The sequence below is a fragment of the Pantoea cypripedii genome (genome assembly GCF_002095535.1).
GTDB lineage: Bacteria > Pseudomonadota > Gammaproteobacteria > Enterobacterales > Enterobacteriaceae > Pantoea > Pantoea cypripedii.
This window is the reverse complement of record NZ_MLJI01000001.1, coordinates 2351004-2375691: the sequence shown is the minus strand read 5'-3', so window position 1 is coordinate 2375691 and position 24688 is coordinate 2351004. Positions and strand designations below refer to the sequence as shown.

Below are 24688 nucleotides of genomic sequence, written 5' to 3'. Positions count from 1 at the left end.
TTTTGAATCTCCCGAGGTTGTTATGTCCGCCCGAATTTTAGCCCTGGACACGGCGACAGAAGCCTGTTCTGCCGCGCTGCTGAATCAACAGCACATCGATGCCCGTTTCGAAATCGCCCCGCGTGACCACACGCAGCGCATTCTGCCGTTGGTTCAGGAGCTGTTGCAGGCGCAGCAGCTGGAACTGACGGCGCTCGATGCGCTGGCCTTTGGGCGTGGACCAGGCAGCTTTACCGGCGTGCGTATTGGTATTGGCATTGCTCAGGGACTGGCACTGGGGGCGAATCTGCCGATGATTGGCATCTCCTCCTTAGCCACGATGGCGCAGGGCGCATGGCGTAAAAATGGCGCGACGCGCGTACTGGCGGCGATTGATGCACGGATGGGCGAAGTCTACTGGGCAGAGTATCAGCGTGACGCCAATGGCGAATGGCAGGGTGCAGAGACCGAAGCGGTGCTGTCGCCAGAAGCGGCCCAGGCACGTATCCAAAGTTTGAGCGGCGAATGGACTACCGTCGGTACTGGCTGGCAGGCCTGGCCGCACCTGCTCACCTCGCCAGGCGCACAATTGCTGACCAGCGAAATCACCTTACCGGCGGCCGAAGATATGCTGCCGCTGGCCGTAGCGGCCTGGCAACGAGGGGAAACCGTCGCCGTGGAGCACGCCGAACCGGTCTATCTGCGCAATGAAGTGGCATGGAAAAAATTGCCGGGACGTTAAGCCACCACGCAACTTATCGCTGCGCTTTCAGTCTAATCTGAGAAATAACAGGAGGCTTTTATGCCAATCAGTCGTAAAGGGATGTCTGGCGCTCTGTTAGCCTGCACGCTGTTGCTCAGCGGTTGTGTTTCGGTGCCGGATTCCATTAAAGGGAGTTCTCCGCTTCCACAGCAAGATTTATTACGGGTGATGAATGCGCCGCAGCTTTACGTCGGCCAGGAATCACGCTTTGGCGGTAAAGTGGTGAACGTCACCAATCTGAATGGTTTGACGCGTCTGGAAATCGCCACTCAGCCGCTGGATGACAGCGGGCGTCCGCGCCTTGGCTCGGCATCGGTGGGACGCATTTTTGCCGACATCCACGGGTTTGTCGATCCGACCGATGTTAATAATCAGTACGTCACGGTGCTGGGCAACATTAAAGGTAGCGAAAAAGGCACCGTAGGCCAGGCCAGCTATAATTTTGTGGTGATTGATGTGAAAGGCTATCAGCGCTGGCATTTAACCCAGCAAGTGATGACGCCACCGCAGCCCATCGATCCCTGGATATTTTACGGACCGACGCGCCATCACCCTGGATACTGGGGACCTAACCCTTACTGGGGCATGTACAGTAGCGGTCCGGCACAGGTACAAACCATTCTGACTGAATAATATTTTATTTCAGTTATTTACGGCCCGATCGCGGCGCTCGCGACCGGGCTTTTTTATTGCGCACGCAACCGAAGCGCGAAATTTAGTGATGAGCCTCGCAACCTGAACAGGTCGAACCCGGCAAACTGGTACAATCAGTTAAAATATTGTTAATAACACTGATGGGCAGAGGCGGCGATGGCTAAGCAACAAGAATATCGGGGTGAATCTTTGACTAAGGTTTGGCTGAAACGCTATCCGCCAGATGTACCAGCGGAAATTACTGCTGACCGCTATACATCGTTAATCGATCTTTTTGAGCATGCGGCAACGCAATATGCCGATCAGGTCGCTTTCGTTAACATGGGGCAGCCCATGACCTATCGCCAGCTGGAGCAGCAAAGCCGCGCCTTTGCCGCCTGGTTGCAGCATGGGCTGAAGCTGAAAGCCGGCGATCGGGTGGCGCTGATGATGCCGAACCTGCTGCAATATCCGGTGGCGCTGTTTGGTGTGTTACGCGCCGGGATGGTGGTAGTCAATGTTAACCCGCTGTATACGCCGCGCGAGTTGAAGCATCAGCTTAATGACAGCGGAGCCAGTGCGATTGTTATCGTGTCGAACTTTGCCCACACGCTGGAAAAAGTGGTCGCAGAGACGCAGGTTAAACATGTGATGCTGACGCGCATGGGCGATCAGCTGGCCCCGATTAAAGGCACGCTGGTTAACTTTATCGTCCGCTACGTGAAAAAACTGGTGCCGAAATACCATCTGCCGGGCGCGGTGCCGTTTCGTCAGGCGCTACAGCAGGGTGAACAGCTGAGTTACCAGCGTCCTGACGTGACCAATGATGACCTGGCGTTTTTGCAATACACCGGTGGGACCACCGGAGTGGCGAAAGGCGCGATGCTGACCCACGGCAACATGCAGGCCAACCTTGAACAGGCGAAGGCCACCTACGGCAAACTGCTGCGTCCGGGTCAGGAGTGCGTTGTCACTGCACTGCCGCTGTACCATATCTTTGCCCTGACGGTGAACTGCCTGTTGTTCCTCGACCTCGGCGGGCAGAACCTGTTGATTACCAATCCGCGAGATATTCCGGGTTTTGTCAGAGAGCTGGCGAAGTTCCCGTTTACCGCCATCACCGGCGTGAATACGTTGTTCAATGCGCTGTTGAACGATGCCAACTTCAATAAGCTGGATTTCTCTACCCTGCGCATGTCTGCGGGTGGGGGAATGGCGGTGCAGAAGGCGGTGGCTGAACGCTGGGAAAAACTGACCGGTCACTATTTGCTGGAAGGTTATGGCCTGACCGAATGCTCGCCGCTGGTGTCGGTCAATCCGTATGACATTACCTGCCACACCGGCAGCATCGGTTTACCGGTACCCTCCACCGATGTGCGCATCGTGGATGAACAGGATAATGATGTGGCACCCGGCGAGCCTGGCGAACTTTGCATTCGCGGTCCGCAGGTGATGATCGGCTACTGGCAACGTCCGGAGGCCACGGAAGAAGTGCTGAAAAATGGCTGGCTGCATACCGGTGATATTGTTACCGTGGACAGCGAAGGCTTTATCCGCATCGTCGATCGTAAAAAAGACATGATTCTGGTGTCGGGATTTAACGTGTATCCTAACGAAATCGAAGATGTGCTGATGCAGCACGCGAAGGTGCGTGAGGCTGCCGCGATTGGTGTGCCAAGCGATCTTTCCGGTGAAGCGGTGAAAGTCTGCATCGTGAAGAAAGATCCCAGCCTGACCAAAGAAGAAGTGCTGGATCACTGTCGGCGTCAGCTTACCGGCTACAAGGTGCCGAAGATTATCGAGTTTCGTGACGAGCTGCCTAAAACCAATGTGGGCAAGATCTTACGTCGCGAATTGCGTGATGAGGTGAAGCGGGAAGGGCAGTAGTGCGTACCTCGCTCAATGGTTAACGCCGGCAATGTCCGGCGTTTTTATTGCTTTTAACATGGAGCGCTGCGCGCAGTTAGTCGCGGCGAAAACATAACGTGAATTATTCCCTGATCGACCAAAATGACCAACTGGCTGCGGTGTGCGACAAAGCACGTCAGCATGCTGCCGTGGCGCTGGATACCGAATTTGTCCGCACCCGTACTTACTATCCGCAGCTGGGCCTGATCCAGCTGTTTGATAGTGAGCAATTGGTCCTGATCGATCCCCTCCACATCAGTGACTGGACGCCGTTTATCGAGCTGTTGCGTGATACAAAGGTCACGAAATTCCTGCACGCGGGTGGTGAAGATCTGGAAGTGTTCCTGCATCGTTTTGGTTGCCTGCCGGACCCGATGATTGATACCCAGATTCTGGCGGCATTTGCCGGTCAGCCGTTGTCATGGGGTTTTGCGGCGATGGTGATGCATTTCGACCAGGTTGAACTGGATAAAAGCGAATCGCGCACTGACTGGCTGGCTCGTCCGCTGACGGCACGACAGTGTGAATATGCGGCTGCCGATGTAGCCTATCTGCTGCCGATTGCTCATCAGTTAATGGCGCAAACTGAAGCGGCGGGCAATATGGCGGCGGCACTCAGCGAATGCGAAAACCTGTGCCAGCGCCGTCTTGATGTGCAGGCACCCAACGAGGCGTGGCGTGATATCACCAATGCCTGGCAGCTGCGTCCGCGTCAGCTGGCGGCATTGCAACGCCTGGCCGAGTGGCGCTTGAACCTGGCACGTCAGAAAGATATGGCGGTCAACTTTGTGGTACGTGAAGAGAATCTGTGGAAAGTGGCGCGCTTTATGCCGGGCAGCCTGGGCGAGCTGGATCATCTTGGTCTGAATGGGCACGAGATTCGCTTCCACGGTAAAGCAATGGTGGCGTTGGTCGCCGAAGCACAGGCGCAGGATGAGGCCACGCTGCCGCAACCGCTGGGCAATCTGATCGACCATCCGCAATACAAACAGACATTCAAAGCGATTAAAGCGCTGGTGCAGCAAGTCAGTGAGGAAACCGGATTTAGTCAGGAATTGCTGGCTTCACGCCGTCAGATCAATCAGGTGCTGAGTGTGTACTGGGGATTGAAAACCGCATCGCGCACCCCGGAATTGCTCACAGGCTGGCGCGGCGATTTGCTGAAAGCGCGCATCGACGAGATTCTGCAAGCCCTGTAAGCGCGGTTTTTTCCCCTGCAAACTGCGCAGGGGAAAATCAGGAAACCGCTGGCGTCATTTGGTGACTTCTTCCGTCTCCGGTAGCGTAACGTTCAGCTCCAGAATCGAGATATCATCCCCTTTCTGATCCAGCTGAACGGTCACCATATCCGGATCAATTTTCACATATTTGCAAATCACTTCCAGAATGTCGCGCTTGAGCTGCGGCAGATAGTGGGGCTCACTGTCGCCCCTTCTGCGTTCAGCCACAATAATCTGCAGCCTTTCCTTGGCTATGTTGGCTGTGTTCTTCTTACGGGATAAAAAGAAATCTAATAATGCCATTGGTTATCCCCCGAACAGGCGTTTCAGGAAACCCTTCTTCTCTTCTTCAATAAAGCGGAAGGGGCGTTCTTCGCCAAGCAGGCGGTCTACGGTATCAGCATAGGCTTTACCGGCATCTGAGGTGGTATCGAGGATCACGGGTTCGCCCTGGTTGGAAGCGCGTAACACCGATTGATCTTCAGGGATCACACCGACCAGCGGAATACGCAGGATGTCCAGCACGTCTTCCATGCTCAGCATATCACCACGGCTCACGCGGCCCGGATTGTAACGGGTCAGCAGCAGGTGTTCTTTCACCGCTTCCTGGCTGTTTTCCGCCCGACGGGATTTGGACGAAATGATGCCGAGAATACGGTCAGAGTCACGTACCGAGGACACTTCCGGGTTGGTGGTGATGACCGCTTCATCGGCGAAATACAGTGCCATCAGGGCACCGGTTTCGATACCAGCCGGTGAGTCGCAGACGATGAAATCGAACTCCATCGTCGCCAGGTCGTTCAGCACTTTTTCCACGCCTTCACGGGTCAGGGCGTCTTTGTCGCGGGTTTGCGACGCGGGCAGAATATACAGTTGCTCAGTGCGCTTATCTTTAATCAGCGCCTGGTTCAATGTGGCATCGCCCTGAATAACATTGACGAAGTCGTAAACAACACGACGTTCACAGCCCATGATCAGGTCGAGGTTACGCAGACCGATATCAAAATCGATCACCACGGTTTTTTTGCCTTTTTGCGCGAGTCCAGTGGCGATGGCCGCGCTTGACGTGGTCTTGCCAACGCCCCCTTTACCGGATGTAACTACAATGATGCGTGCCATAAATGTTGATTTCCTTAACGAAAGAAAAGGGGCCTAATTAAGTGTCTGAATGGTGAGCGCGCCCTCTTTGAGGCATAAACGCGCAGCTTTACCAAAAAACTCAGCCGGAATCTGATCCATGATCCAGTACTCCCCGGCAATGGAGACCAACTCTGCGGCGAGGTTGGTGCAAAAAATCTGGCAGTCACGATCGCCGCTGGCACCTGCCAGGGCGCGACCGCGCATCATGCCGTAAATATGAATGTTGCCATCGGCAACCAGTTCGGCACCGGCGCTCACGCTGCTGGTGACAATCAAATCCGCATTGCGGGCGTAGATTTGCTGGCCAGAACGGACTGGCGTATTAATGATGCGGGTCTTATTGACGCTCTCCGCCACCACGGGTGCGGGGGCTGGCTCGGGTTCAGCCGCTGGCGCATCACTGCGCTTTTTGCGATCGCTCCCTTCAGACAGCACCGGCAATCCGGCACGCGCAATCATCTTTTTCAGCGCATCGTCTTTACAACCGCTGACGCCAACGATGCGCAACCCGGTTGCACTGATGGCTTGCTGCATCTGCTTCCAGTTGATGTCGCCGTTCAATGCCGACACATTCAGCACCACCGGTGCATTTTTCAGAAAGCCGGGCGCCTGGTCGATTTTGTCCTGCAGCGCCTGACGAATCACCTCAGGTTGCGAATGGTGCAGATGAACGACTGACAGGGTAAAACTGCTTCCCTTGAATTCGATTGGCATTTGCGACATCTGTCCTGACTCGTCCTGTTTTCACTACCGCTTGATGAACGCCGATAAAATCGTCATTAACACCCTGCGGTCAATATTCGAAGTTCAGCAAGCATGTTATAGTTACTGCTATATTCAGGCAAGTGACGCCATCAGTTAATTCGAGTAAAAAATATGTTTTGTGTGATCTACAGAAGCCCGCAACGTGACCAGACTTATCTTTATGTTGAAAAAAAAGACGATTTTTCTCGCGTACCAGAAGAATTGCTCCGTGGCTTCGGCAAACCCCAGCTATCTATGGTGCTGTCGCTGGAAAAACGCGACAAACTGGCGGGGGCAGATATCAATAAAGTTAAGCAGGCATTGAGCGATCAGGGCTATTATTTACAATTGCCGCCGCCGCCGGAAAGTCTGTTGAACATACATCTTCAGCAAAGCAAAAAAGATTAATTCGGATTCATCTGTAAATATATCCAGATTTAATCATCAGCGTGGTCGCTTTATTAATTTGCCTGCGGTTAACCCTTAATTGCAGGCAATATCGCCTGGCCATGGCGATATCGATTAACGTCTTTTGACAATTTACGCACACTCCTTAGCCACAAAGCAGCTTAATATATTGACCCTCAGCCTGCCGCGTTCCGGCACTGAAGCAGACACAACGCGCCAGCTCAACTGGCGTCATACTCAAATCAAAGCAGGGGAATAGCATGTATCAGCATCGTAACTGGCAGGGCGCTCTGTTGGATTATCCGGCCAGCAAAGTGGTCTGTGTTGGCAGCAACTATGCTAATCATATCAAGGAGATGGGAAGTGCAACGCCCGACGAGCCGGTGGTGTTTATCAAACCGGAAACGGCATTGTGCGATCTGCGTCAGCCGCTGTCCATTCCGGGCAATTTTGGTGAAGTGCATCATGAAGTTGAACTGGCCGTGCTGATCGGCGCGACGCTGAAGCAGGCGAGCGAAGAACATGTGGCGAAAGCCATTGCCGGTTACGGTGTCGCACTGGACCTGACGCTGCGTGATGTGCAGGCCGGTCTGAAGAAAACAGGCCGTCCGTGGGAGAAATCGAAAGGTTTTGACAACTCCTGTCCGCTGTCTGGTTTTATCCCGGTCTCTGAATTCAGTGGCGATCCGCAGAACACGGAGTTAAAGCTGGTGGTAAACGGTGAAGTGCGTCAGCATGGCACCACCGCTGACATGATCCACAAAATTCTGCCGCTGATTGCCTATATGAGCCAGTATTTTACCCTGCGCGCAGGCGACGTGGTGCTCACCGGTACCCCGGAAGGGGTGGGACCAATGCGTTCCGGTGATAAGCTTGAAATCTCCCTCGCCGGCCACGGTATCACCACTCGCGTACTGTAAAACTTGCATCGCCGCACCTGAACCTTGTATAAGGTGCGGTCTTTACGTTAATCCGGACCGCCATCATGACCGAACAGCCTTTCTGGCAGACAAAACGCCTTGACCAAATGAACGACGCCGAGTGGGAATCGCTGTGCGACGGCTGCGGTCAGTGCTGCCTGAATAAACTGCAGGATGCGGACACCGATGAAATCTACTTCACTAACGTGGCCTGTAATCAGCTCAATATCAAAACCTGCCAGTGCCGTAACTACGAACGGCGGTTTGAGTATGAAGAAGACTGCATCAAGCTGACGCGGGAAAATCTCACCACCTTCAACTGGCTACCGCGTACCTGTGCGTATCGGTTACTGGGGGAAGGGAAAACCTTGCCAGCCTGGCATCCGCTGATTGCGGGTTCGAAAAAAGCGATGCATGCGCAGCGTATTTCAGTGCGTTATATCGCGGTGCGTGAAAGTGAAGTGAGAGACTGGGAAGAGCATATTATTGATCGGCCTGATCGCCATGGCTGAGAAAAAACAGGCAGCGCAGGCTGCCTGTTTTATGTTGATTAGCGACCAAACAAATCGCGGCGTTTGGCTTTAAACGGCTGAGCAATCAGCACCAGTAGGGCCACCAGCAGATAGGCACCGAAAGTCACGATCAGCCACTGTGGCATGCTCCAGGTGAGGAAGGTCCAGCCCAGTTCAGAACAGTCACCATGCGCCACAAATACCGCAGGCAGCCATTTATCCAGTGGCAGCCAGCTCGGGAAACGTGCGGCAAAATCGCAGGTGACAAACGGATTCGGGTGCAGCTGGATCATGGTGTGCTCCCAGGAGAGTCTTAACCCCTCAATCGCACTGTAAAGCCAGATCAGCAACGCCACCCAGCGCAGCGGCGTTTTCGGTGCGATGGCACCGACAATACCCGCGCCCATCACGCCAAACAGCGCGCAACGTTCATAAATGCACATTACGCAGGGTTGTAACCCCATTACGTGCTGGAAAAAGAGTGCAGTCAGTTCAAGAGCCAGTGCCGTTAGTGCCAACAATAACCAGGCTCCGCGTCCCCGCGAACATTGGTTCAAATATCGCAACATAGTGCTGTTCCTGTAGTCGTTAATGCATCGCAGTGTAAACCAAAAGCGCGTGCGTGCCAGCCTGGACGCGGGAAAAAATCATGTAGAAAAATGACTTATCCTGATCCAGGCCAAAAAACCTCAGAGTTGTGCGGCGCTAAGCCAACCCTGTTGCATGAAATAATCTGTCACAGGCACCAGCCACTCATTAATGCAGAAAAAACCAACCAGTGACAGCACCAGGGTAAAGGGTAAAGCCATCCACACCATGCGACCATAAGAAAGGCGGATCAGTGGAGCAAGAGCCGAGGTGAGCAGAAACAGAAATGCCGCTTGCCCGTTAGGCGTCGCCACAGAGGGCAGATTCGTTCCGGTGTTAGTCGCGACAGCCAGTAATTCAAACTGACGCAGGTCAATAACGCCGCTCTGGAAGGCATGTTTCGCTTCATTGATATACACCGAACCGACGAAAACGTTATCGGAAATCGACGACAGCAGGCCATTAAACACATAAAACCAACTGAGCTGGGATGCCGGGTCGGCCTGTAATACAAAATGGATCAATGGCTGGAACAGCTGTTGTTCAATGATCACGGCCACAATGGCAAAGAAAACCGCCAGCAACGCCGTAAAGGGCAGGGCTTCGGTAAACGCCTGACCCAACGCGTGTTCATCAGTGACGCCGCAGAGTGACGTGGCAAGGATAATCACCGAAAGGCCGATCAGGCCCACTTCCGCCAGATGAAAAGCCAGCGCGATAATCAGCCATACGCCAATCAGCGCTTGTACCCCGAGTTTCAGGGTTTCCTGGCGGGTGCGTTGTGCACTGGCCTGGCGATCGCTGTCCAGCAAAATGGTACGAACCGCATCCGGCAACGTTTCACCGTAGCCAAATAAGCGGAAACGCTCCACCAGCATGCTGGTCACAATACCGCACAGCAGCACAGGGACGGTGACAGGCGCCATACGCAGGAAGAACTCGCTGAAGTTCCAGCCCGCGGCGTGGGCAATGATCAGATTCTGTGGTTCTCCCACCATTGTCATCACACCGCCGAGAGCAGTACCCACGCCAGCCTGCATCATCAGGCTGCGCAGAAAAGCACGGAATTTTTCCAGCGTTGCGCGCGCCTCATCATGCTGCCCAGGATTAGCGGACGCTACACGGTGATAAATCTCGTAAAAACCCATCGCCACGCTGATTACCACCGCCAGCACGGTGAGCGCATCGAGAAAAGCCGAGAGGAAGGCGGCGGCGAGACAGAAAGTCAGACCGAGCAGCACCTTGCTGCGTATCGACAGCAATATCCGGGTGAAAACGAACAGCAGCAGTTGTTTCATAAAGAAGATGCCCGCCACCATAAAAATCAGCAGCAGTAACACTTCAATATTCCCCGCCAGTTCGGCTTTCACCTGATCGGCACTGGCCATACCGATGGCAACGGCTTCAATTGCCAGCAAGCCACCGGGGAGTAGTGGATGGCATTTTAACGCCATGCCCAGGGTAAAAATAAATTCCGCCACCAGTAACCAGCCCGCTAAAAACGGACTGATAAACAGGAAAATCAGCGGATTGACCACCAAAAAAACAATCAGGGTAAGTTTGTACCATTCGGGCGACTGCCCAAGAAAATTGCGCCTGAATGCCTGCGCATAGCTGAGTTCCATCGACTCTCCCAGAGGTCATGCCATGTTATAAATTTTGCCAAAGGGTAATGCGACCGGGCGCGTCATGCAAACGCAGTTTCCGGGGTAAATCATTGATGTTGAAATTTGCGACAGCGCGCGCTTTTAATCTGTTGCCAGGCTATATCCGCTATAGCCCCTCTGGTATGATGAGTCCAATTACGACAAAGAAAGCAACGAGAAATAAATGCTATGGTGATTAAGGCGCAAAGCCCTGCAGGATTTGCTGAAGAGTATATTATTGAAAGCATCTGGAACAGTCGTTTTCCGCCGGGATCAATTCTGCCTGCCGAACGTGAGCTTTCTGAACTGATCGGCGTCACCCGTACCACGCTGCGCGAGGTATTGCAGCGTCTGGCTCGTGATGGCTGGTTAACTATCCAGCACGGAAAACCGACCCGTGTGAATGATTTCTGGGAAACCTCTGGTTTAAACATTCTGGAAACGCTGGCGCGTCTCGATCACGACAGCGTGCCGCAGCTGATTGATAATTTGCTGTCAGTGCGCACCAACATCGCATCGATCTTTATCAGTCGCGCCTTGCGTCATCACCCGGATAAGGCGCGTGACGTGCTGGAAACGGCGCTCAGCTCCGATGATCAGGCCGAGGCTTACACCGAGCTGGATTATCGGGTGTTCCGCGGTCTGGCTTTCGCTTCTGGTAACCCGATCTACGGTTTGATTCTCAATGGCCTGAAAGGTTTGTATACCCGCGTAGGCCGCCATTACTTCTCTAATCCGGAAGCACGCGAACTGGCCCGCAGTTTTTATCAACAGCTGGCTAACCTGTGCGGCGTGGTGCCGACGCAGGAACAGATTGTGGATTGCGTGCGTGATTATGGCCGTCGCAGTGGTGAAATCTGGCACGGCATGCAGAAAAGTATGCCGGAGGATTTGGGCAGCAAGCGCTAACCCATTTTTCAGTTAAAAAAACGCCATCAAATCTGATGGCGTTTTTCGTTATCTCACAGCGCCGGGCCGCGTGCCGGGCTGCGATCCAGCAGCTCAACGCTGCCATCTTCATTCTGTTGTTCAAGAATCACGTCAAAGCCCCACAAGCGATGTACGTGTTTCAGCACCTCGCGACGGCTCTTATCCAGTGGTGCACGCTGCTGCGGCACATAACGCAGCGTCAGCGAACGATCGCCGCGCAGGTCAACATTGTAAACCTGGATATTAGGTTCCAGATTGCTCAGGTTGTATTGTGCAGACAGCTGCTGGCGAATGGCACGATAGCCTGCCTCATCGTGGATGGCGGCAATCTCCAGATAATTGTTGCGATCATCATCCAGCACAGTAAACAGACGGAAATCGCGCATCACCTTCGGCGACAGGAACTGACTGATAAAGCTCTCGTCCTTGAACTCACGCATCGCGAAATGCAGCGTTTTCAGCCAGTCGGATCCGGCGATGTCCGGGAACCAGTAGCGATCCTCTTCGGTCGGTGACTGACAAATACGCTTGATGTCCTGGAACATGGCAAAGCCCAGAGCGTAGGGGTTGATGCCGTTGTACCACGGGCTGTTGTAAGGCGGCTGGAACACCACGTTAGTGTGGCTGTGCAGGAACTCCATCATAAAACGTTCCGACACTTTGCCTTCGTCATAAAGATGATTGAGGATGGTGTAATGCCAGAAAGTGGCCCAGCCTTCGTTCATCACCTGGGTTTGTTTCTGCGGATAAAAATACTGGCTGACTTTGCGTACAATGCGCAACACTTCACGCTGCCACGATTCCAGCAACGGCGCATTCTTCTCCATAAAATACAGCAGGTTTTCCTGTGGCTCAGAGGGATAGCGTGCCGCTTCAATATGCACGGATTCCTTCTCTTTACGCGGCAAAGTACGCCACAAGGTATTCACCTGGCTTTGCAGGTACTCTTCACGGCTTTTCTGCCGGGCTTTCTCTTCCTGCAACGAGATTTTTTGCGGACGTTTATAACGATCGACACCGTAATTCATCAACGCATGGCAGGAGTCCAGCAGGCGTTCCACCTCTTCAACGCCGTAGCGCTCTTCGCAGTCGGTAATGTAATTACGCGCAAACAGCAGGTAATCGACAATTGAACTGGCATCGGTCCAGCTGCGGAACAGGTAATTATTTTTGAAGAAGGAGTTATGACCGTAACAGGCGTGCGCCATCACCAGCGCCTGCATCGTCATGGTGTTTTCTTCCATCAGATAGGCGATACAGGGGTTGGAGTTAATCACGATCTCATAAGCAAGGCCCTGCTGGCCGTGCTTATATCGTTGCTCAGTCTCAATGAATTTCTTGCCGAAGGACCAGTGGGCGTAATTGATTGGCATACCCACGCTGGAGTAAGCATCCATCATCTGCTCAGAGGTAATCACTTCGATTTGGTGCGGGTAAGTATCCAGCCCATAGAGTTTGGCTACGCGGTCAATTTCCGCCAGATAGACATCGAGCAGTTCGAATGTCCAGTCAGGTCCGTCACTGAGTCGTTTACTGTTCCTGGTTGGCTCGTCAAAGATTGTCGTCATAGCGCACCTCTGTTTTGCAGAGTGGCAGGCAACGGAATGTCACCTGTCACGAACGTTTAAGGCTTCATCCTGAGAAAGACAGCCCAAAAAAACTGAGCGAACACATCAATGATAGTCCACTGTCGCTTATCCGAAACCGGAACTCAAACGAATTCTTTTGGCACAAAATCATTCAATTAAACCCCGCAGATGATTTCGTAAACCCAAATATCAATAACGCTCCAATTATTAGAATAAAATTCTGTTTATAAGTGCATTATATGACTGCGGCGCTTTCTCCTGAAAAAAGAGAAAATCACTGGATGGCGCATCATAAATTGCTGGTTAATGATTTTTTAGCATAAAAAATCCTGATTTTGCCGTGGTGGCATGATTTTAGTTACCAGAATGGTAAAAAACATGTGAAATGTCATTGGCAGATGAGAGGTTTTATCAGGTGTCTGGTTATGCTGTGCCAGGCGGATTATGTGGTCAATTATGCTTTTATTGGGGTGGCGAGGGTCTTATGCGCGTAGTGATTCTGGGAAGTGGAGTGGTCGGCGTCGCAAGCGCCTGGTATCTGGCGCAGGCCGGACATGAGGTTACCGTCATTGATCGCCAGCCGGGTGCGGCACTGGAAACCAGTGCAGGCAACGCCGGACAGATTTCTCCCGGCTATGCCGCTCCCTGGGCTGCTCCCGGTGTGCCGCTAAAAGCGGTTAAATGGATGTTCCAGCGTCACGCGCCGTTAGCCGTCCGCCTCGATGGCAGCCGCTTCCAGCTGGAGTGGATGTGGAACATGTTGCGTAACTGCGATATGCGTCATTATCAGGAAAACAAAAGCCGCATGGTGCGTATCGCCGAATACAGCCGTGATTGTCTGAAAGCGTTGCGCGAGTCAACCGGCATCGCTTACGAAGGGCGTCAGGGCGGTACGTTGCAGCTGTTTCGTACCCGACAGCAGTTCGACAGTGCCAGCAAAGATATTGCCGTGCTAAAAGAAGCAGGCGTGCCTTATGAATTGCTGGAGTCACATCAGCTGGCGAGTGCGGAACCTGCGCTGGCGGCGACAGCGCATAAGCTGACAGGCGGTTTACGTCTGCCGAATGATGAAACCGGCGATTGCCAGCTGTTTACCCAGCGTCTGGCTGAGATGGCTAAAGCTGCGGGTGTCACCTTCCGCTTCGATACCCCGGTTGATCACCTGCTGCGTGAAGGCAACCGTATTTACGGCGTGAAGTGCGGCGATGAAGTGATCAAAGCCGATGCTTACGTGGTGGCGTTTGGTTCTTACTCCACCGCGCTGTTGAAAGATATTGTCTCCATCCCGGTTTATCCGCTGAAAGGCTATTCCCTGACCATCCCGATTAAAAATCCGGACGCCGCACCGGTTTCCACCATTCTTGATGAAACCTATAAAGTTGCCGTGACGCGGTTTGATGATCGCATCCGCGTGGGCGGTATGGCAGAAATTGTTGGTTTTAACACCAAACTGTTACCGGCACGACGTGAAACGCTGGAGATGGTGGTCAGCGATCTCTATCCTGAAGGCGGTTATGTTGAACAGGCCACTTTCTGGAGCGGATTGCGCCCGATGACGCCGGACGGTACACCGATTGTTGGACGTACGCCGCTCTCCAACCTCTATCTCAACACCGGTCACGGTACGCTGGGATGGACCATGGCCTGTGGTTCCGGTCAGCTGCTGGCCGATCTGATTTCCGGCCAGAAACCGGCTATCGCCTTTGACGATTTGTCTGTATTGCGTTATTTGCCGGGTTTTGAGCCAAACACTTCGCCGCTGCGTAATGCTAACGTAGCGCGCTGAGCATTCAGGGAGAGCAAGAGTATGTCACGTCCTATTGTCGCCACCGTTAATCAACAGGCGCTGCGACATAATCTGGCCGTCGTTCGTCAGGCGGCTCCGTCATCACGCGTTTGGTCGGTGGTTAAGGCCAATGCCTACGGCCATGGTATCCATCGCGTCTGGCAGAGCCTGGCTGAGACCGATGGATTCGCGTTGCTGAATATGGAAGAGGCCATCCTGCTGCGTGAGCAGGGCTGGAAAAAACCGATTCTGCTGCTGGAAGGTTTCTTCAAGCCTGAGGATCTGCAACTGATTGACCGCTATCGCCTGACCACCAGCGTACACAGTAACTGGCAAATCCAGGCGCTGACGCAGGCGCAGCTATCAGCCCCGGTCGATATCTACGTCAAAGTGAACAGCGGCATGAACCGTCTGGGTTTCCGCCCGGAGCAGGTTAACGCGGCGTGGCAGGCTCTGCGCGCACTGCCGAATGTGGCTGAGATGACGCTGATGGCACATTTTGCCGATGCGGAAAATCCGCAGGGACTGATCGAGCCGATGAAACGCATCGAGCAGGCGGCAGAAGGGCTGCAATGCCCGCGGTCGTTGTCGAACTCGGCAGCGACATTGTGGCATCCGGAAGCGCATTTTGACTGGGTTCGTCCGGGTATCGTACTGTACGGCGCCTCACCAAGTGGTAACTGGCAGGATATCGCCAGTACCGGGTTGCAACCGGTGATGACTCTGACCAGTGAAATCATCGGTGTTCAGCAGTTGCAGGCGGGTGATGGGGTGGGATACGGCTATCGCTATCATGCGTCAGCTGCCCAGCGTATTGGGGTAGTGGCCTGTGGCTATGCTGATGGTTATCCGCGTCATGCGCCAACCGGTACGCCGGTATCGGTCGATGGCGTGAGAACCCGCACCCTCGGTGCCATCTCCATGGATATGATAATGATTGATTTGGAACCCTGTCCGCAGGCGGGCATTGGTTCGAAAGTGGAGCTATGGGGCGAGCAGGTGAAAATCGACGACGTGGCCAAAGCAGCCGGAACGGTGGGCTACGAGTTGATGTGTGCCCTGGCACCACGCGTTCCGGTGGAAATCATTTAACCGCAGTCAGAGAACCGTGCATTCCTTTACTGCAGCGCCAGGCGATCAGCGCCAGCGCTGCACCCATCAGCATCATCAATGCCAGCGCAGATTTTTCTGCCAGCGGGAAGGCAACCACCAGCAGGCTGCCACCCGCACCGCATGCCATCTGAATAAATCCCTGTAACGCAGAGGCGACACCAGCCTGCTGTTGATACGGTTCCAGCGCATAGCTGGTGGCCGGTCCAACGGTGAACGCCAGACCTGCGACTGAAATCGCCACCGGGATCATGTACAGCGACCAGTGGGTTTGCCAGCTATCCGGCAACAAGGTCATGCCTGCGGTCAGCAGCAGCGCGCCGACCAGCATCGCCACAAAACCCATCGCCAGGCAGAAAGGGCGTCCGGCTTTGCGAATGGTTTTGTTGACAAAAGCACTGACCAGCATGATCCAGAAACCATTGGCACCAAAGGCAAAGGAGAACTGGAGCGGCGTAAGTCCTCCTTCCGTCATCAGCACATGGGGCGCCAGTGAGACATAGGTCAGCACCATGCCGAGTGCTCCGGCATTGGCAAAGGCAAAAGCGAGAAAACGTGGTTCACGCGCGATGGCGAGATATTGCGCCAGCGGCAGTCCGGCAACGCGCAACGTATTCGCCGGGCGCGTTTCAGGCAACCACAGCAGTACGATCAGCGTAATCACCACCGCGTAGGCACACAGGAACCAGAAAGGCGCGCGCCAGCCAAAGGCATCTGCCAGCAATCCTCCCAGCAACGGGGCCAGCGCCGGGACAATATTCAGTGCGCCATTCAGGAAACCATAAGCGCGTGCGGCGGCTTCGCCACTGAGACGATCGCGCACACCGCTAAACGCCACCACTGCGGTGCAACATACCGCGCAGCCCTGAATCAAGCGCGCCAGCACGAACATCGGCCAGACGGTGGCGGTCGCGGCGACCGCGCTGCCGATGATATACAGCGCCAGGCCAATCAGGGCGATAGGTTTGCGACCAAAGTTATCCACCAGCGGGCCGGTGATCAGCTGACCCAACCCCATCACCAGCAGGAACAGCGGAATGGTGGTTTGAATCAGGCTAACCGGGCTGTTCAGCCCCTCGGCAATTTGCGGTAGCGTTGGCAGGTAAAGATCAATGCCGAGCGGTGCCAGCAGCACCAGGCTTAAAAGTAGTAGGGTAAATTTTTGCATTACGAACCAGAAACGTCCTGTTAATTGAGCGGGAAGGGTAATGATTAAGCGGAAAAAAAGAAAGGGGGTAAAAAAGAAAAGGCGATGTCTGCCAGACTGCAACAGACATCGCGTCGAGGGTATTAGTATGCTCCGTCGCGACGTAGCACGACGCCAGCGGTTTTGAACAGAATCGCGATGTCTGTCCACAGCGCCCAGTTTTTCACGTACCAGGAGTCGAAATAGACGCGGGTGTCGTAATCGATATCGTTACGGCCACTGACCTGCCACAGCCCGGTCATACCCGGTTTAGCCATCAGGTAGTAGTCCACATCCCCGGCATAGCGTTCCAGCTCCGCCTCAATTACCGGACGTGGTCCCACCAGACTCATCTCACCGCGAATCACGTTCCACAATTGTGGTAGTTCATCAAGGCTGGTTTTACGCAGGAAGCCACCAATTTTGGTGATGCGTGGATCATTCTTCAGTTTGAAATCACGATCCCATTCAGCCCGTGCTTCCTCGCTGGTGGCGAGCAGGTTTTGCAGCACTTCCTGTGAGTTGGTCACCATCGAACGGAATTTCAGGCATTTAAACTTTTCACCCTCAAAACCGACGCGCTCATGTCCGTAGATGGCATTCCCGCCGTCGCGTTTCACCATCCAGCACAGCAGGCCGAAAACCGGGGCAAGGAACAGCAGCAGCAGAGACGCTACCACGATATCAAAGGTTCGTTTCAGGAAGCGTGAGGAGCGTTTAGCCAGATTGTTGCTGACGCGCAGAATCATGACTTCATGGCTGAAGATAAATGACATGTCAGTGCCGTACAGCGGCACACCACGCAGTGTCGGGATAACGGATACCGAGCGGCACTGCATTTTTGACAAAAACTTCAGCCATTTATCACGCACCACCTGCTGTTCAAACTCGGTCGCGACAATAAATTGGGTATTATCGCGGTCCATGGTTTGCCAGTTAATATCTTCCCAGGTGATGACCGGTACGCCATTGACACTTTCCGGATGTTTATCGTCCTCAAGGGCAATAAACGCCTGTACGTTATAGCCGAGAATTTCTTCACTTTGCAGGGCGGCATAAGCTTCCATGGCATTTTTACCGGAACCAATGATGATGGTCTCTTTTTGCCATTGCCCGGCGCGGTTGATAGCGCGTTTGACCCCGGCACGCATCAGTGGCAGCAGCAGTAAGGCATAACTCCAGCTGAACACCCATACCATGCGAGAGAAGTCCCATTTCGAGAAGGCGATCAGCGCCAGGTCGAGCAGGGAGAAGACGAACAGGGTTTTGACGACCTCTTTCAGCTCGAACCAGAAAGGCTTGCGATAAGTGTAATGACGTAAGCGCACCCAAAACCAGAGAGTGCAAAGGAGTGAAAGGCCTAACTGGGCAATAAAACGATATTCAATCTGTTGTGGAGGAATAAAGCTATCCAGTTCTCCCCAAATACCCTGGACGGTGGCGGCAGATAAAAAAAGTGCCAGATTTAATGCAATTAAATCAGAAATACTTAGGGCAACCTTCGCAATAAGATTTTTTCGCAAGCCGCTCCATGAGCGGGCTGCATTGTTCAATACCAATGTACTTGCCATAAAACCTGCTCTCTTTTCTTCAGTAAAAGATGGCCTGACCAGAATCAAGTACGCGTTCAGGTGTGAATCGCTGAATAAGGAAAGATATGATTTGTCAGCGAAATGTGAGTCGATGCTGCCATTAGCGTTGCGCTTAGAAAGACCGCTAAAAACGTGATAATTGTCACGAAATTCTGTAGCGACGATTAAGATTATGCAGGAGTTATCTGACGGAGTTAATATGGAAATAGTCTGAAAAGAAAAGAAATGCCTGGTGCGGGAGTGATGTAACCTGATGAATCTGTGTAATAAAATCTAAAAAATATCGTATATAACGCTTCATTTTAAGACTGATTTTAGGAATAACCGCCATTCGAAACGGATGGCGGTAAATAAAATGACTCAGGCGGGTTTCTTTAGTACCCAGCGGTCTTGTTGCTTATCATAGTGACCAATTTCCAGATCAACGGGTTCACCATCGATCCAGGCCGGTACACTGGTTTCATGATCCCAGCCGTCAAGCTGATAGCTGAGGCCGGGATTCGTCAGGCAGGGGATACTGACGGTGTCGAGTTTCTCGGCGTTCAGTTCCGCATCAATGATCTCGTAACGACCAATCTTAACCACATGTCCCATAGGAATCTCCCGTTTGCACTGGGTGGAACTGTGATCATAGTCGTTCTGGCTCGGTTTACGAGTGGTCTGGCCTCGGATTATTCCTTCTCTTCCGTCGGGCGGACGCCAATCTTCAGAATGTGATTGTCTTCTTTCTCCGCCACCGTCCAGGTCAGTTGGTTCCATTCAACATGGTCACCCACCACCGGTGTGCTGCCCAGCAGGGACATCACCAACTGGCCGAGTGACTGTTGATCATTGGTTTCTTCATCGAGGTCCAGCCCGTAAATCTGTGCAACATCACGCAGGCGTGCATCGGCATCCAGAATAAAGTCACCAAAGAAGCGCTGGTCGAGTGCCACCGGCGGCGACTGACTGAACATCTTGCCGAGGGCGGGCAGATCGCGCTCGCGACCAATCACGCACAGCACATCTCCCTCTTTAAGCCGCGTACTGCCATTGGGATGCATCAGCACATTGTCACGGAACAGCGCAGCGATACGGGTTTCACGCGGCATCTGCAAATCGCGCAGTGCAGCACCGATACACCATTTATCCGCGCTGAGTTGATAGACAAATTGCTCCCACGGGTTTTCCGGATGTATATCCAGTCCGACCCGGCTAATTGGGGAGGCGGTCGGTGGGACCACCACTTTGGCTTTGCGCGCGGCAAAGCCCAGGGAGGTGCCCTGTAGCATCAGGGACACCAGCACCACAAAGAAGGCGATGTTGAAGTACAGCGAGGAATTCTCCAGCCCGGCCATCATCGGAAATACCGCGAGGATGATGGGAACCGCGCCGCGCAGTCCGACCCAACTGATAAAGATGCGTTCGCGCCCGGTAAAACCTTTAAACGGCAATAATCCCACCAGAATCGACAGCGGGCGTGCCACCAGAATCAGCCACAATGACAGTAGCATTGCCGGAATGGCGATATGCCAGAGGTCCGAAGGCGTAACCAGCAGCCCGAGCACGATAAACATGCCAATCTGGCTTAGCCACGCCATACCATCGAAAGTTTGCAGAATGCCATGGCGGTTGCGAATCGGGCTATTGCCCAGCAGGAAGCCACACAGGTAAACCGCCAGAATTCCGCTGCCTTCCATCACCGTGGTCAGCGCGAAGACAATGATCCCGCCACTCAGCGCCAGCAGCGGATACAGCCCCTGCGCCAGGTTGATGCGATTGATCAGCTGTTGCAGCGCCCAGCCACCCCCCAGCCCCAGCACAATTCCCAGACCAAACTGCTGCACCAGATGCACCACAAACATCCAGCTCAGGCCGCTTTGTCCTTGTTGAATCATGTCGATCAGGGTGATGGTCAGAAACACCGCCATCGGGTCATTGCTGCCTGATTCGATCTCCAGCGTGGCGCTAACGCGTTCGTTCAGACCCTTATCGCCCAGCAGGGAGAAGACCGCTGCGGCGTCGGTGGAGCCGATAATGGCACCAATCAGAAAGCCCTGCATCAAATCGAGATGGAACAGCCAGGCGGCGGCCAGTCCGGTCAGACCGGCGGTGATCATCACCCCAACCGTTGCCAGCGACAGCGCCGGACCCAGCGCGACCTTAAACGAGCTGGCTTTGGTACGCATCCCACCGTCGAGCAGGATGATCGCCAGCGCCAGGTTTGAAACCAGATAGGCGACCGGATAGTTATCAAAAGCGATGCCACCGATACCATCGACCCCGGTCAGCATCCCCAGCGCCAGGAAGATCACCAGGATCGGGATACCGAGACGTGATGAAAACGAGCTAAGCAGAATACTTGCCGCTACCAGCACTGAACCAATAATGAACAAACTGTAAACCATGCTGGCATTCAACGGCATTCTCCTGCGGCGGGTGGCAAATCAGATGTAGTGCGTAAGTTTCACACGGATGAAGACAAAAGATAATGCCTTATCAATAGCTTGTCAGCGCAAAATTACACATTTTTTAATATCGGCAGGTGTTGGGGCATCTGTAGTTAAATTTGTCGGTAAAATCAGCGTCGTTTGGCAGGAATGTCGTGGCTGCGGGAAAGAAAAAGCCGGTCAGTGACCGGCTATGCTTATCAGGCTTCTGCAACTTGCTTGTGGAAAAGTTCTCTAAATACCGGGTAAATATCTTCCGGCTCACGGATGTGCTGAATCGCAAAGTTATCGAACATTGCCTGCAAATGTTCATACTCGCGCCACAGGGTTTGATGGGCGCGGCGAGTGATCTCGATATAACTGTAATAACGCACCACCGGCAGAATGTTCTTCGCCAGAATCTCGTGGCACAACGGGGAGTCATCGGCCCAGTTATCGCCATCCGAGGCCTGTGCAGCATAGATGTTCCATTGCGACGGGTCGTAACGTTCTTTCACTACCTCGTCCATCAACTTCAGGGCGCTGGAGACGATGGTGCCGCCGGTCTCCTGCGAGTAGAAAAACTCCTGTTCATCCACTTCTTTTGCCTGGGTGTGATGGCGGATATACACCACGTCAACGTTTTTATAGGTTCGGCTCAGGAACAGATAGAGCAGAATGTAAAAACGCTTCGCCATGTCCTTGGTGGCCTGGTCCATGGAGCCAGAAACGTCCATCAGACAGAACATGACCGCCTGGCTGGAAGGTTCGGGACGTTTCTCGAAATTTTTGTAACGCAGATCGAAGGTGTCGATAAACGGCACGCGTTCAATACGCGCGCGTAACTCCGCGATCTCTTTACGCAGTCGTTCCTCTTCCAGCAGCTGCGCAGGCTCGGTTTTTTCCACCTCGCTGAGTGTGGCTTCCAGTTCATGCAGCATACGGCGTTTACCCGCCGTCATGGCGGTACGGCGTGCCAGCGAATTCTGCAACGAACGCACCACGCTAATATTGGCCGGGACCCCATTGGAGGTGAAACCTGCCCGATGGGTTTTGTATTCGTTCAACTGGCGATGCTGATTCTTACGCAGGTTAGGTAGCGCAAGATCTTCAAACAGTAAGTCAAGATATTCATCTTTCGAAATCTGGAAGACGAACTCATCCTGGCCTTCACCATCCTGACTGGCATTGCCCTGACCGGCTCCGCCACCGCCGCCACCACCCTGCGGGCGCTCGACGCGGTCATTCTGGACAAAATGATCGTTACCGGGATGGACGCGATGGCGGCTGCCGCCCCGGCCCTGATGGAAAATCGGTTCGTTGATGTCGTCAATTGGAATGGAGACGGACTCGCCGCTTTCCACGTCGGTAACCGAACGCTTGTTGATGGCCTCGGAGATCGACTGCTTGATTTGCGACTTGTAACGGCGCAGAAAGCGCTGCCGATTGACTGCGCTTTTATTCTTGCCGTTCAGACGCCGATCGATGAAATAGGCCATAAAGTTCCCCCAAACTACAGTGCAAGCCAGGTCGGGCGAACCCGACCTTCCTCTTCCGGCGCACCGGCGCCGTTTAGCTTACAAACCGAATTATGACGATTTACGCACACGCAGATACCATTCGCACAGCAGGCGCACCTGTTTGCGGGTATAGCCTTTCTCCATCATGCGATCGACAAAATCATCATGTTTTTTCTGTTCGTCCGTTGAGGTTTTCGTATTGAACGAAATCACCGGCAGCAGCTCTTCGGTATTCGAGAACATTTTCTTCTCGATAACCGTGCGCAGTTTTTCGTAGCTGGTCCAGTTCGGATTGCGTCCGCTGTTCTGCGCACGGGCGCGCAGCACAAAGTTGACAATCTCGTTACGGAAATCTTTCGGGTTGCTGATCCCGGCAGGTTTCTCGATTTTTTCCAGCTCGGCGTTCAGTGATTCACGATCAAACAATTGTCCGGTATCTGGATCGCGGTACTCCTGGTCCTGAATCCAGAAATCGGCATAGGTGACATAACGATCAAAAATATTCTGACCATATTCCGAGTAAGATTCGAGGTAAGCCGTCTGAATCTCTTTGCCAATAAACTCGGCGTACTTCGGAATCAGGTAACCTTTCAGGTGCTCCAGATATTTCTCAGCCTGCTCCTGCGGGAACTGCTCACGTTCAATTTGCTGTTCCAGCACATAGAACAGGTGCACCGGGTTAGCCGCCACTTCGGCATGGTCGAAGTTGAACACGCGTGACAGGATTTTAAAGGCGAAACGGGTAGAAAGACCGTTCATCCCTTCATCCACGCCAGCGTAGTCGTGGTACTCCTGCCATGACTTGGCTTTCGGGTCGGTATCTTTCAGTGTCTCACCATCGTAGACGCGCATTTTGGAGTAGATACTGGAATTTTCCGGATCTTTCAGGCGCGAAAGGATGGAGAAACGCGCTAAGGTTTCCAGTGTTCCCGGCGCGCAAGGCGCGGTGGCTAGCTCACTGTGGTTCAGCAGTTTCTCGTAGATTTTAATCTCTTCGGAAACACGCAGGCAGTAAGGCACTTTGACAATGTACACACGGTCAAGGAACGCTTCATTGTTTTTGTTGTTACGGAAGGTGACCCATTCTGATTCGTTGGAGTGCGCCAGAATGATGCCGTTAAACGGCAGTGCGGAGATCCCTTCAGTACCGTTGTAGTTACCTTCCTGCGTAGCGGTCAGCAGGGGGTGCAGCACTTTAATCGGTGCTTTGAACATCTCAACGAATTCCATAATGCCCTGGTTAGCACGGCACAGTGCGCCGGAGTAGCCGTAAGCATCGGGATCGTTCTGGGCGTGGTTCTCCAGTTTACGGATATCCACTTTACCCACCAGCGCGGAGATGTCCTGGTTGTTTTCATCACCCGGTTCAGTTTTGGCAATCGCCAGCTGTTCCAGAATAGACGGCCAGACTTTGACCACCTTAAAGCGGGTAATATCGCCGCCAAAATCGTGCAGGCGTTTCGCCGCCCACGGAGACATGATGGTGCCGAGGTAACGCCGCGGTACGCCATACTCTTTTTCGAGGATGTTGGCGTCTTCCTGCGGGTTGAACAGGCACAGCGGATGATCATTCACCGGGCTGCGTTCGCCATCGGCACTGAGCACGTAAATCGGTACGCGCTGCATCAGCGATTTAAGGCGTTCGGCCAGGGAAGATTTACCGCCACCCACCGGACCCAACAGGTAAAGGATCTGTTTCTTCTCCTCCAGCCCCTGCGCGGCATGTTTCAGGTAAGAGACGATCTGTTCAATCGCTTCTTCCATGCCGTAGAACTCTTCAAACGCAGGGTAGCGTCCCATGACGCGATTCGAGAATATTCTGGAAAGGCGTGGCTCCTGAGCAGTGTCAACCATCACTGGCTCACCAATGGCCATCAACAGTCGCTCTGCAGCGTTGGCGTATGCACTGCGATCCTGCTTACAGATTGCGAGGAATTCCTGCAGTGTGAACTCTTCGTCCTTGGCAGCTTCATAACGCTGACGATAGTGATCGAATATATTCATAGCGATGCCCGTCCTTTCGTTTTTAGCACAGGTAAAGGAGCGTAATAAGATGCTCTTGCAGCTCCCGGAAGATATTCTCTATTGAGTACAGCAACCCTTATG

The 24688-nt window shown here is 53.4% G+C and carries 22 protein-coding genes; 10 read left to right on the top strand and 12 right to left on the bottom strand.

Features of this window, described 5'->3' with window-relative positions; translation table 11 throughout:
- Positions 1–22 precede the first annotated feature (22 nt).
- The 4 genes from tsaB to rnd all read left to right on the top strand — a co-directional run bounded on the left by tsaB (position 23) and on the right by rnd (position 4482).
- Positions 23–721: a tRNA (adenosine(37)-N6)-threonylcarbamoyltransferase complex dimerization subunit type 1 TsaB gene (gene tsaB / locus HA50_RS11020; protein WP_084875274.1), complete on the top strand. Its 699-nt coding sequence runs from the start codon at positions 23–25 to the stop codon at positions 719–721.
- A gap of 60 nt (positions 722–781) precedes the next feature.
- Positions 782–1375 (top strand): Slp family lipoprotein, encoded by a 594-nt coding sequence (locus HA50_RS11015; RefSeq protein ID WP_084875273.1) that lies wholly within the window; start codon positions 782–784, stop codon positions 1373–1375.
- Between the two features lie 210 nt (positions 1376–1585).
- Entirely contained in the window at positions 1586–3262 is a 1677-nt protein-coding gene (fadD, locus tag HA50_RS11010; RefSeq protein WP_139810976.1) for a long-chain-fatty-acid--CoA ligase FadD, read from the top strand.
- A gap of 98 nt (positions 3263–3360) precedes the next feature.
- Positions 3361–4482 (top strand): ribonuclease D, encoded by a 1122-nt coding sequence (gene rnd / locus HA50_RS11005; RefSeq protein WP_084875269.1) that lies wholly within the window; start codon positions 3361–3363, stop codon positions 4480–4482.
- A gap of 54 nt (positions 4483–4536) precedes the next feature.
- Here the strand turns inward: rnd and minE are convergent, their stop codons facing one another.
- The 3 genes from minE to minC are packed head-to-tail and all read right to left on the bottom strand — an operon-like array spanning position 4537 to position 6366.
- On the bottom strand, positions 4537–4806 hold the full coding sequence (gene minE, locus HA50_RS11000) for a cell division topological specificity factor MinE (RefSeq protein WP_013509389.1): 270 nt from the start codon (positions 4804–4806) through the stop codon (positions 4537–4539).
- 3 nt (positions 4807–4809) lie between these two features.
- Entirely contained in the window at positions 4810–5622 is an 813-nt protein-coding gene (minD, locus tag HA50_RS10995; protein WP_084875267.1) for a septum site-determining protein MinD, read from the bottom strand.
- 33 nt (positions 5623–5655) lie between these two features.
- Entirely contained in the window at positions 5656–6366 is a 711-nt protein-coding gene (gene minC, locus HA50_RS10990; RefSeq protein WP_084875266.1) for a septum site-determining protein MinC, read from the bottom strand.
- 153 nt (positions 6367–6519) lie between these two features.
- Between minC and HA50_RS10985 the strand changes: the two genes are divergently transcribed.
- From HA50_RS10985 to HA50_RS10975, 3 genes are all read left to right on the top strand, one after another.
- On the top strand, positions 6520–6795 hold the full coding sequence (locus HA50_RS10985) for a YcgL domain-containing protein (RefSeq protein ID WP_084875264.1): 276 nt from the start codon (positions 6520–6522) through the stop codon (positions 6793–6795).
- Positions 6796–7055: 260 nt separating this feature from the next.
- Positions 7056–7715 carry a fumarylacetoacetate hydrolase family protein gene (locus HA50_RS10980; protein ID WP_084875262.1) on the top strand — a complete coding sequence of 220 codons (660 nt, stop codon included), beginning with the start codon at positions 7056–7058 and terminating at the stop codon, positions 7713–7715.
- A gap of 65 nt (positions 7716–7780) precedes the next feature.
- Positions 7781–8227 (top strand): YcgN family cysteine cluster protein, encoded by a 447-nt coding sequence (locus HA50_RS10975; protein ID WP_084875260.1) that lies wholly within the window; start codon positions 7781–7783, stop codon positions 8225–8227.
- 38 nt (positions 8228–8265) lie between these two features.
- On the opposite strand, the gene dsbB is transcribed toward HA50_RS10975, so the two are convergent.
- Both dsbB and nhaB read right to left on the bottom strand, forming a co-directional pair.
- Positions 8266–8796 (bottom strand): disulfide bond formation protein DsbB, encoded by a 531-nt coding sequence (gene dsbB, locus HA50_RS10970; RefSeq protein ID WP_084875258.1) that lies wholly within the window; start codon positions 8794–8796, stop codon positions 8266–8268.
- A gap of 120 nt (positions 8797–8916) precedes the next feature.
- Positions 8917–10440 carry a Na(+)/H(+) antiporter NhaB gene (gene nhaB, locus HA50_RS10965; protein ID WP_084875256.1) on the bottom strand — a complete coding sequence of 508 codons (1524 nt, stop codon included), beginning with the start codon at positions 10438–10440 and terminating at the stop codon, positions 8917–8919.
- A 210-nt stretch (positions 10441–10650) separates the two neighbouring features.
- Between nhaB and fadR the strand changes: the two genes are divergently transcribed.
- On the top strand, positions 10651–11370 hold the full coding sequence (fadR, locus tag HA50_RS10960; RefSeq protein ID WP_084875254.1) for a fatty acid metabolism transcriptional regulator FadR: 720 nt from the start codon (positions 10651–10653) through the stop codon (positions 11368–11370).
- Positions 11371–11423: 53 nt separating this feature from the next.
- Here the strand turns inward: fadR and HA50_RS10955 are convergent, their stop codons facing one another.
- Positions 11424–12959: a SpoVR family protein gene (locus HA50_RS10955; RefSeq protein ID WP_084875252.1), complete on the bottom strand. Its 1536-nt coding sequence runs from the start codon at positions 12957–12959 to the stop codon at positions 11424–11426.
- 505 nt (positions 12960–13464) lie between these two features.
- Here HA50_RS10955 and HA50_RS10950 point away from each other — a divergent pair.
- Entirely contained in the window at positions 13465–14766 is a 1302-nt protein-coding gene (locus tag HA50_RS10950) for a D-amino acid dehydrogenase (RefSeq protein ID WP_084875250.1), read from the top strand.
- 21 nt (positions 14767–14787) lie between these two features.
- Positions 14788–15858: a catabolic alanine racemase DadX gene (gene dadX, locus HA50_RS10945; protein WP_084875248.1), complete on the top strand. Its 1071-nt coding sequence runs from the start codon at positions 14788–14790 to the stop codon at positions 15856–15858.
- Here the strand turns inward: dadX and HA50_RS10940 are convergent.
- From HA50_RS10940 to yeaG, 6 genes are all read right to left on the bottom strand, one after another.
- Entirely contained in the window at positions 15851–17044 is a 1194-nt protein-coding gene (locus HA50_RS10940) for a multidrug effflux MFS transporter (RefSeq protein ID WP_084875246.1), read from the bottom strand. The two genes, dadX and HA50_RS10940, sit on opposite strands and share 8 nt — an antisense overlap.
- Positions 17045–17166: 122 nt before the next feature.
- Complete coding sequence (wbaP, locus tag HA50_RS10935; RefSeq protein ID WP_084875244.1) at positions 17167–18633, bottom strand: undecaprenyl-phosphate galactose phosphotransferase WbaP; 1467 nt, start codon at positions 18631–18633, stop codon at positions 17167–17169.
- 381 nt (positions 18634–19014) lie between these two features.
- On the bottom strand, positions 19015–19248 hold the full coding sequence (locus HA50_RS10930) for a DUF1480 family protein (RefSeq protein ID WP_084875241.1): 234 nt from the start codon (positions 19246–19248) through the stop codon (positions 19015–19017).
- A 77-nt stretch (positions 19249–19325) separates the two neighbouring features.
- On the bottom strand, positions 19326–21053 hold the full coding sequence (locus HA50_RS10925) for a potassium/proton antiporter (RefSeq protein ID WP_084878479.1): 1728 nt from the start codon (positions 21051–21053) through the stop codon (positions 19326–19328).
- Positions 21054–21283: 230 nt separating this feature from the next.
- Positions 21284–22561: a YeaH/YhbH family protein gene (locus tag HA50_RS10920; protein WP_084875239.1), complete on the bottom strand. Its 1278-nt coding sequence runs from the start codon at positions 22559–22561 to the stop codon at positions 21284–21286.
- Positions 22562–22651: 90 nt separating this feature from the next.
- Positions 22652–24586, bottom strand: coding sequence for a protein kinase YeaG (gene yeaG / locus HA50_RS10915; protein ID WP_084875236.1), 1935 nt, complete (start codon positions 24584–24586; stop codon positions 22652–22654).
- Positions 24587–24688 lie beyond the last annotated feature (102 nt).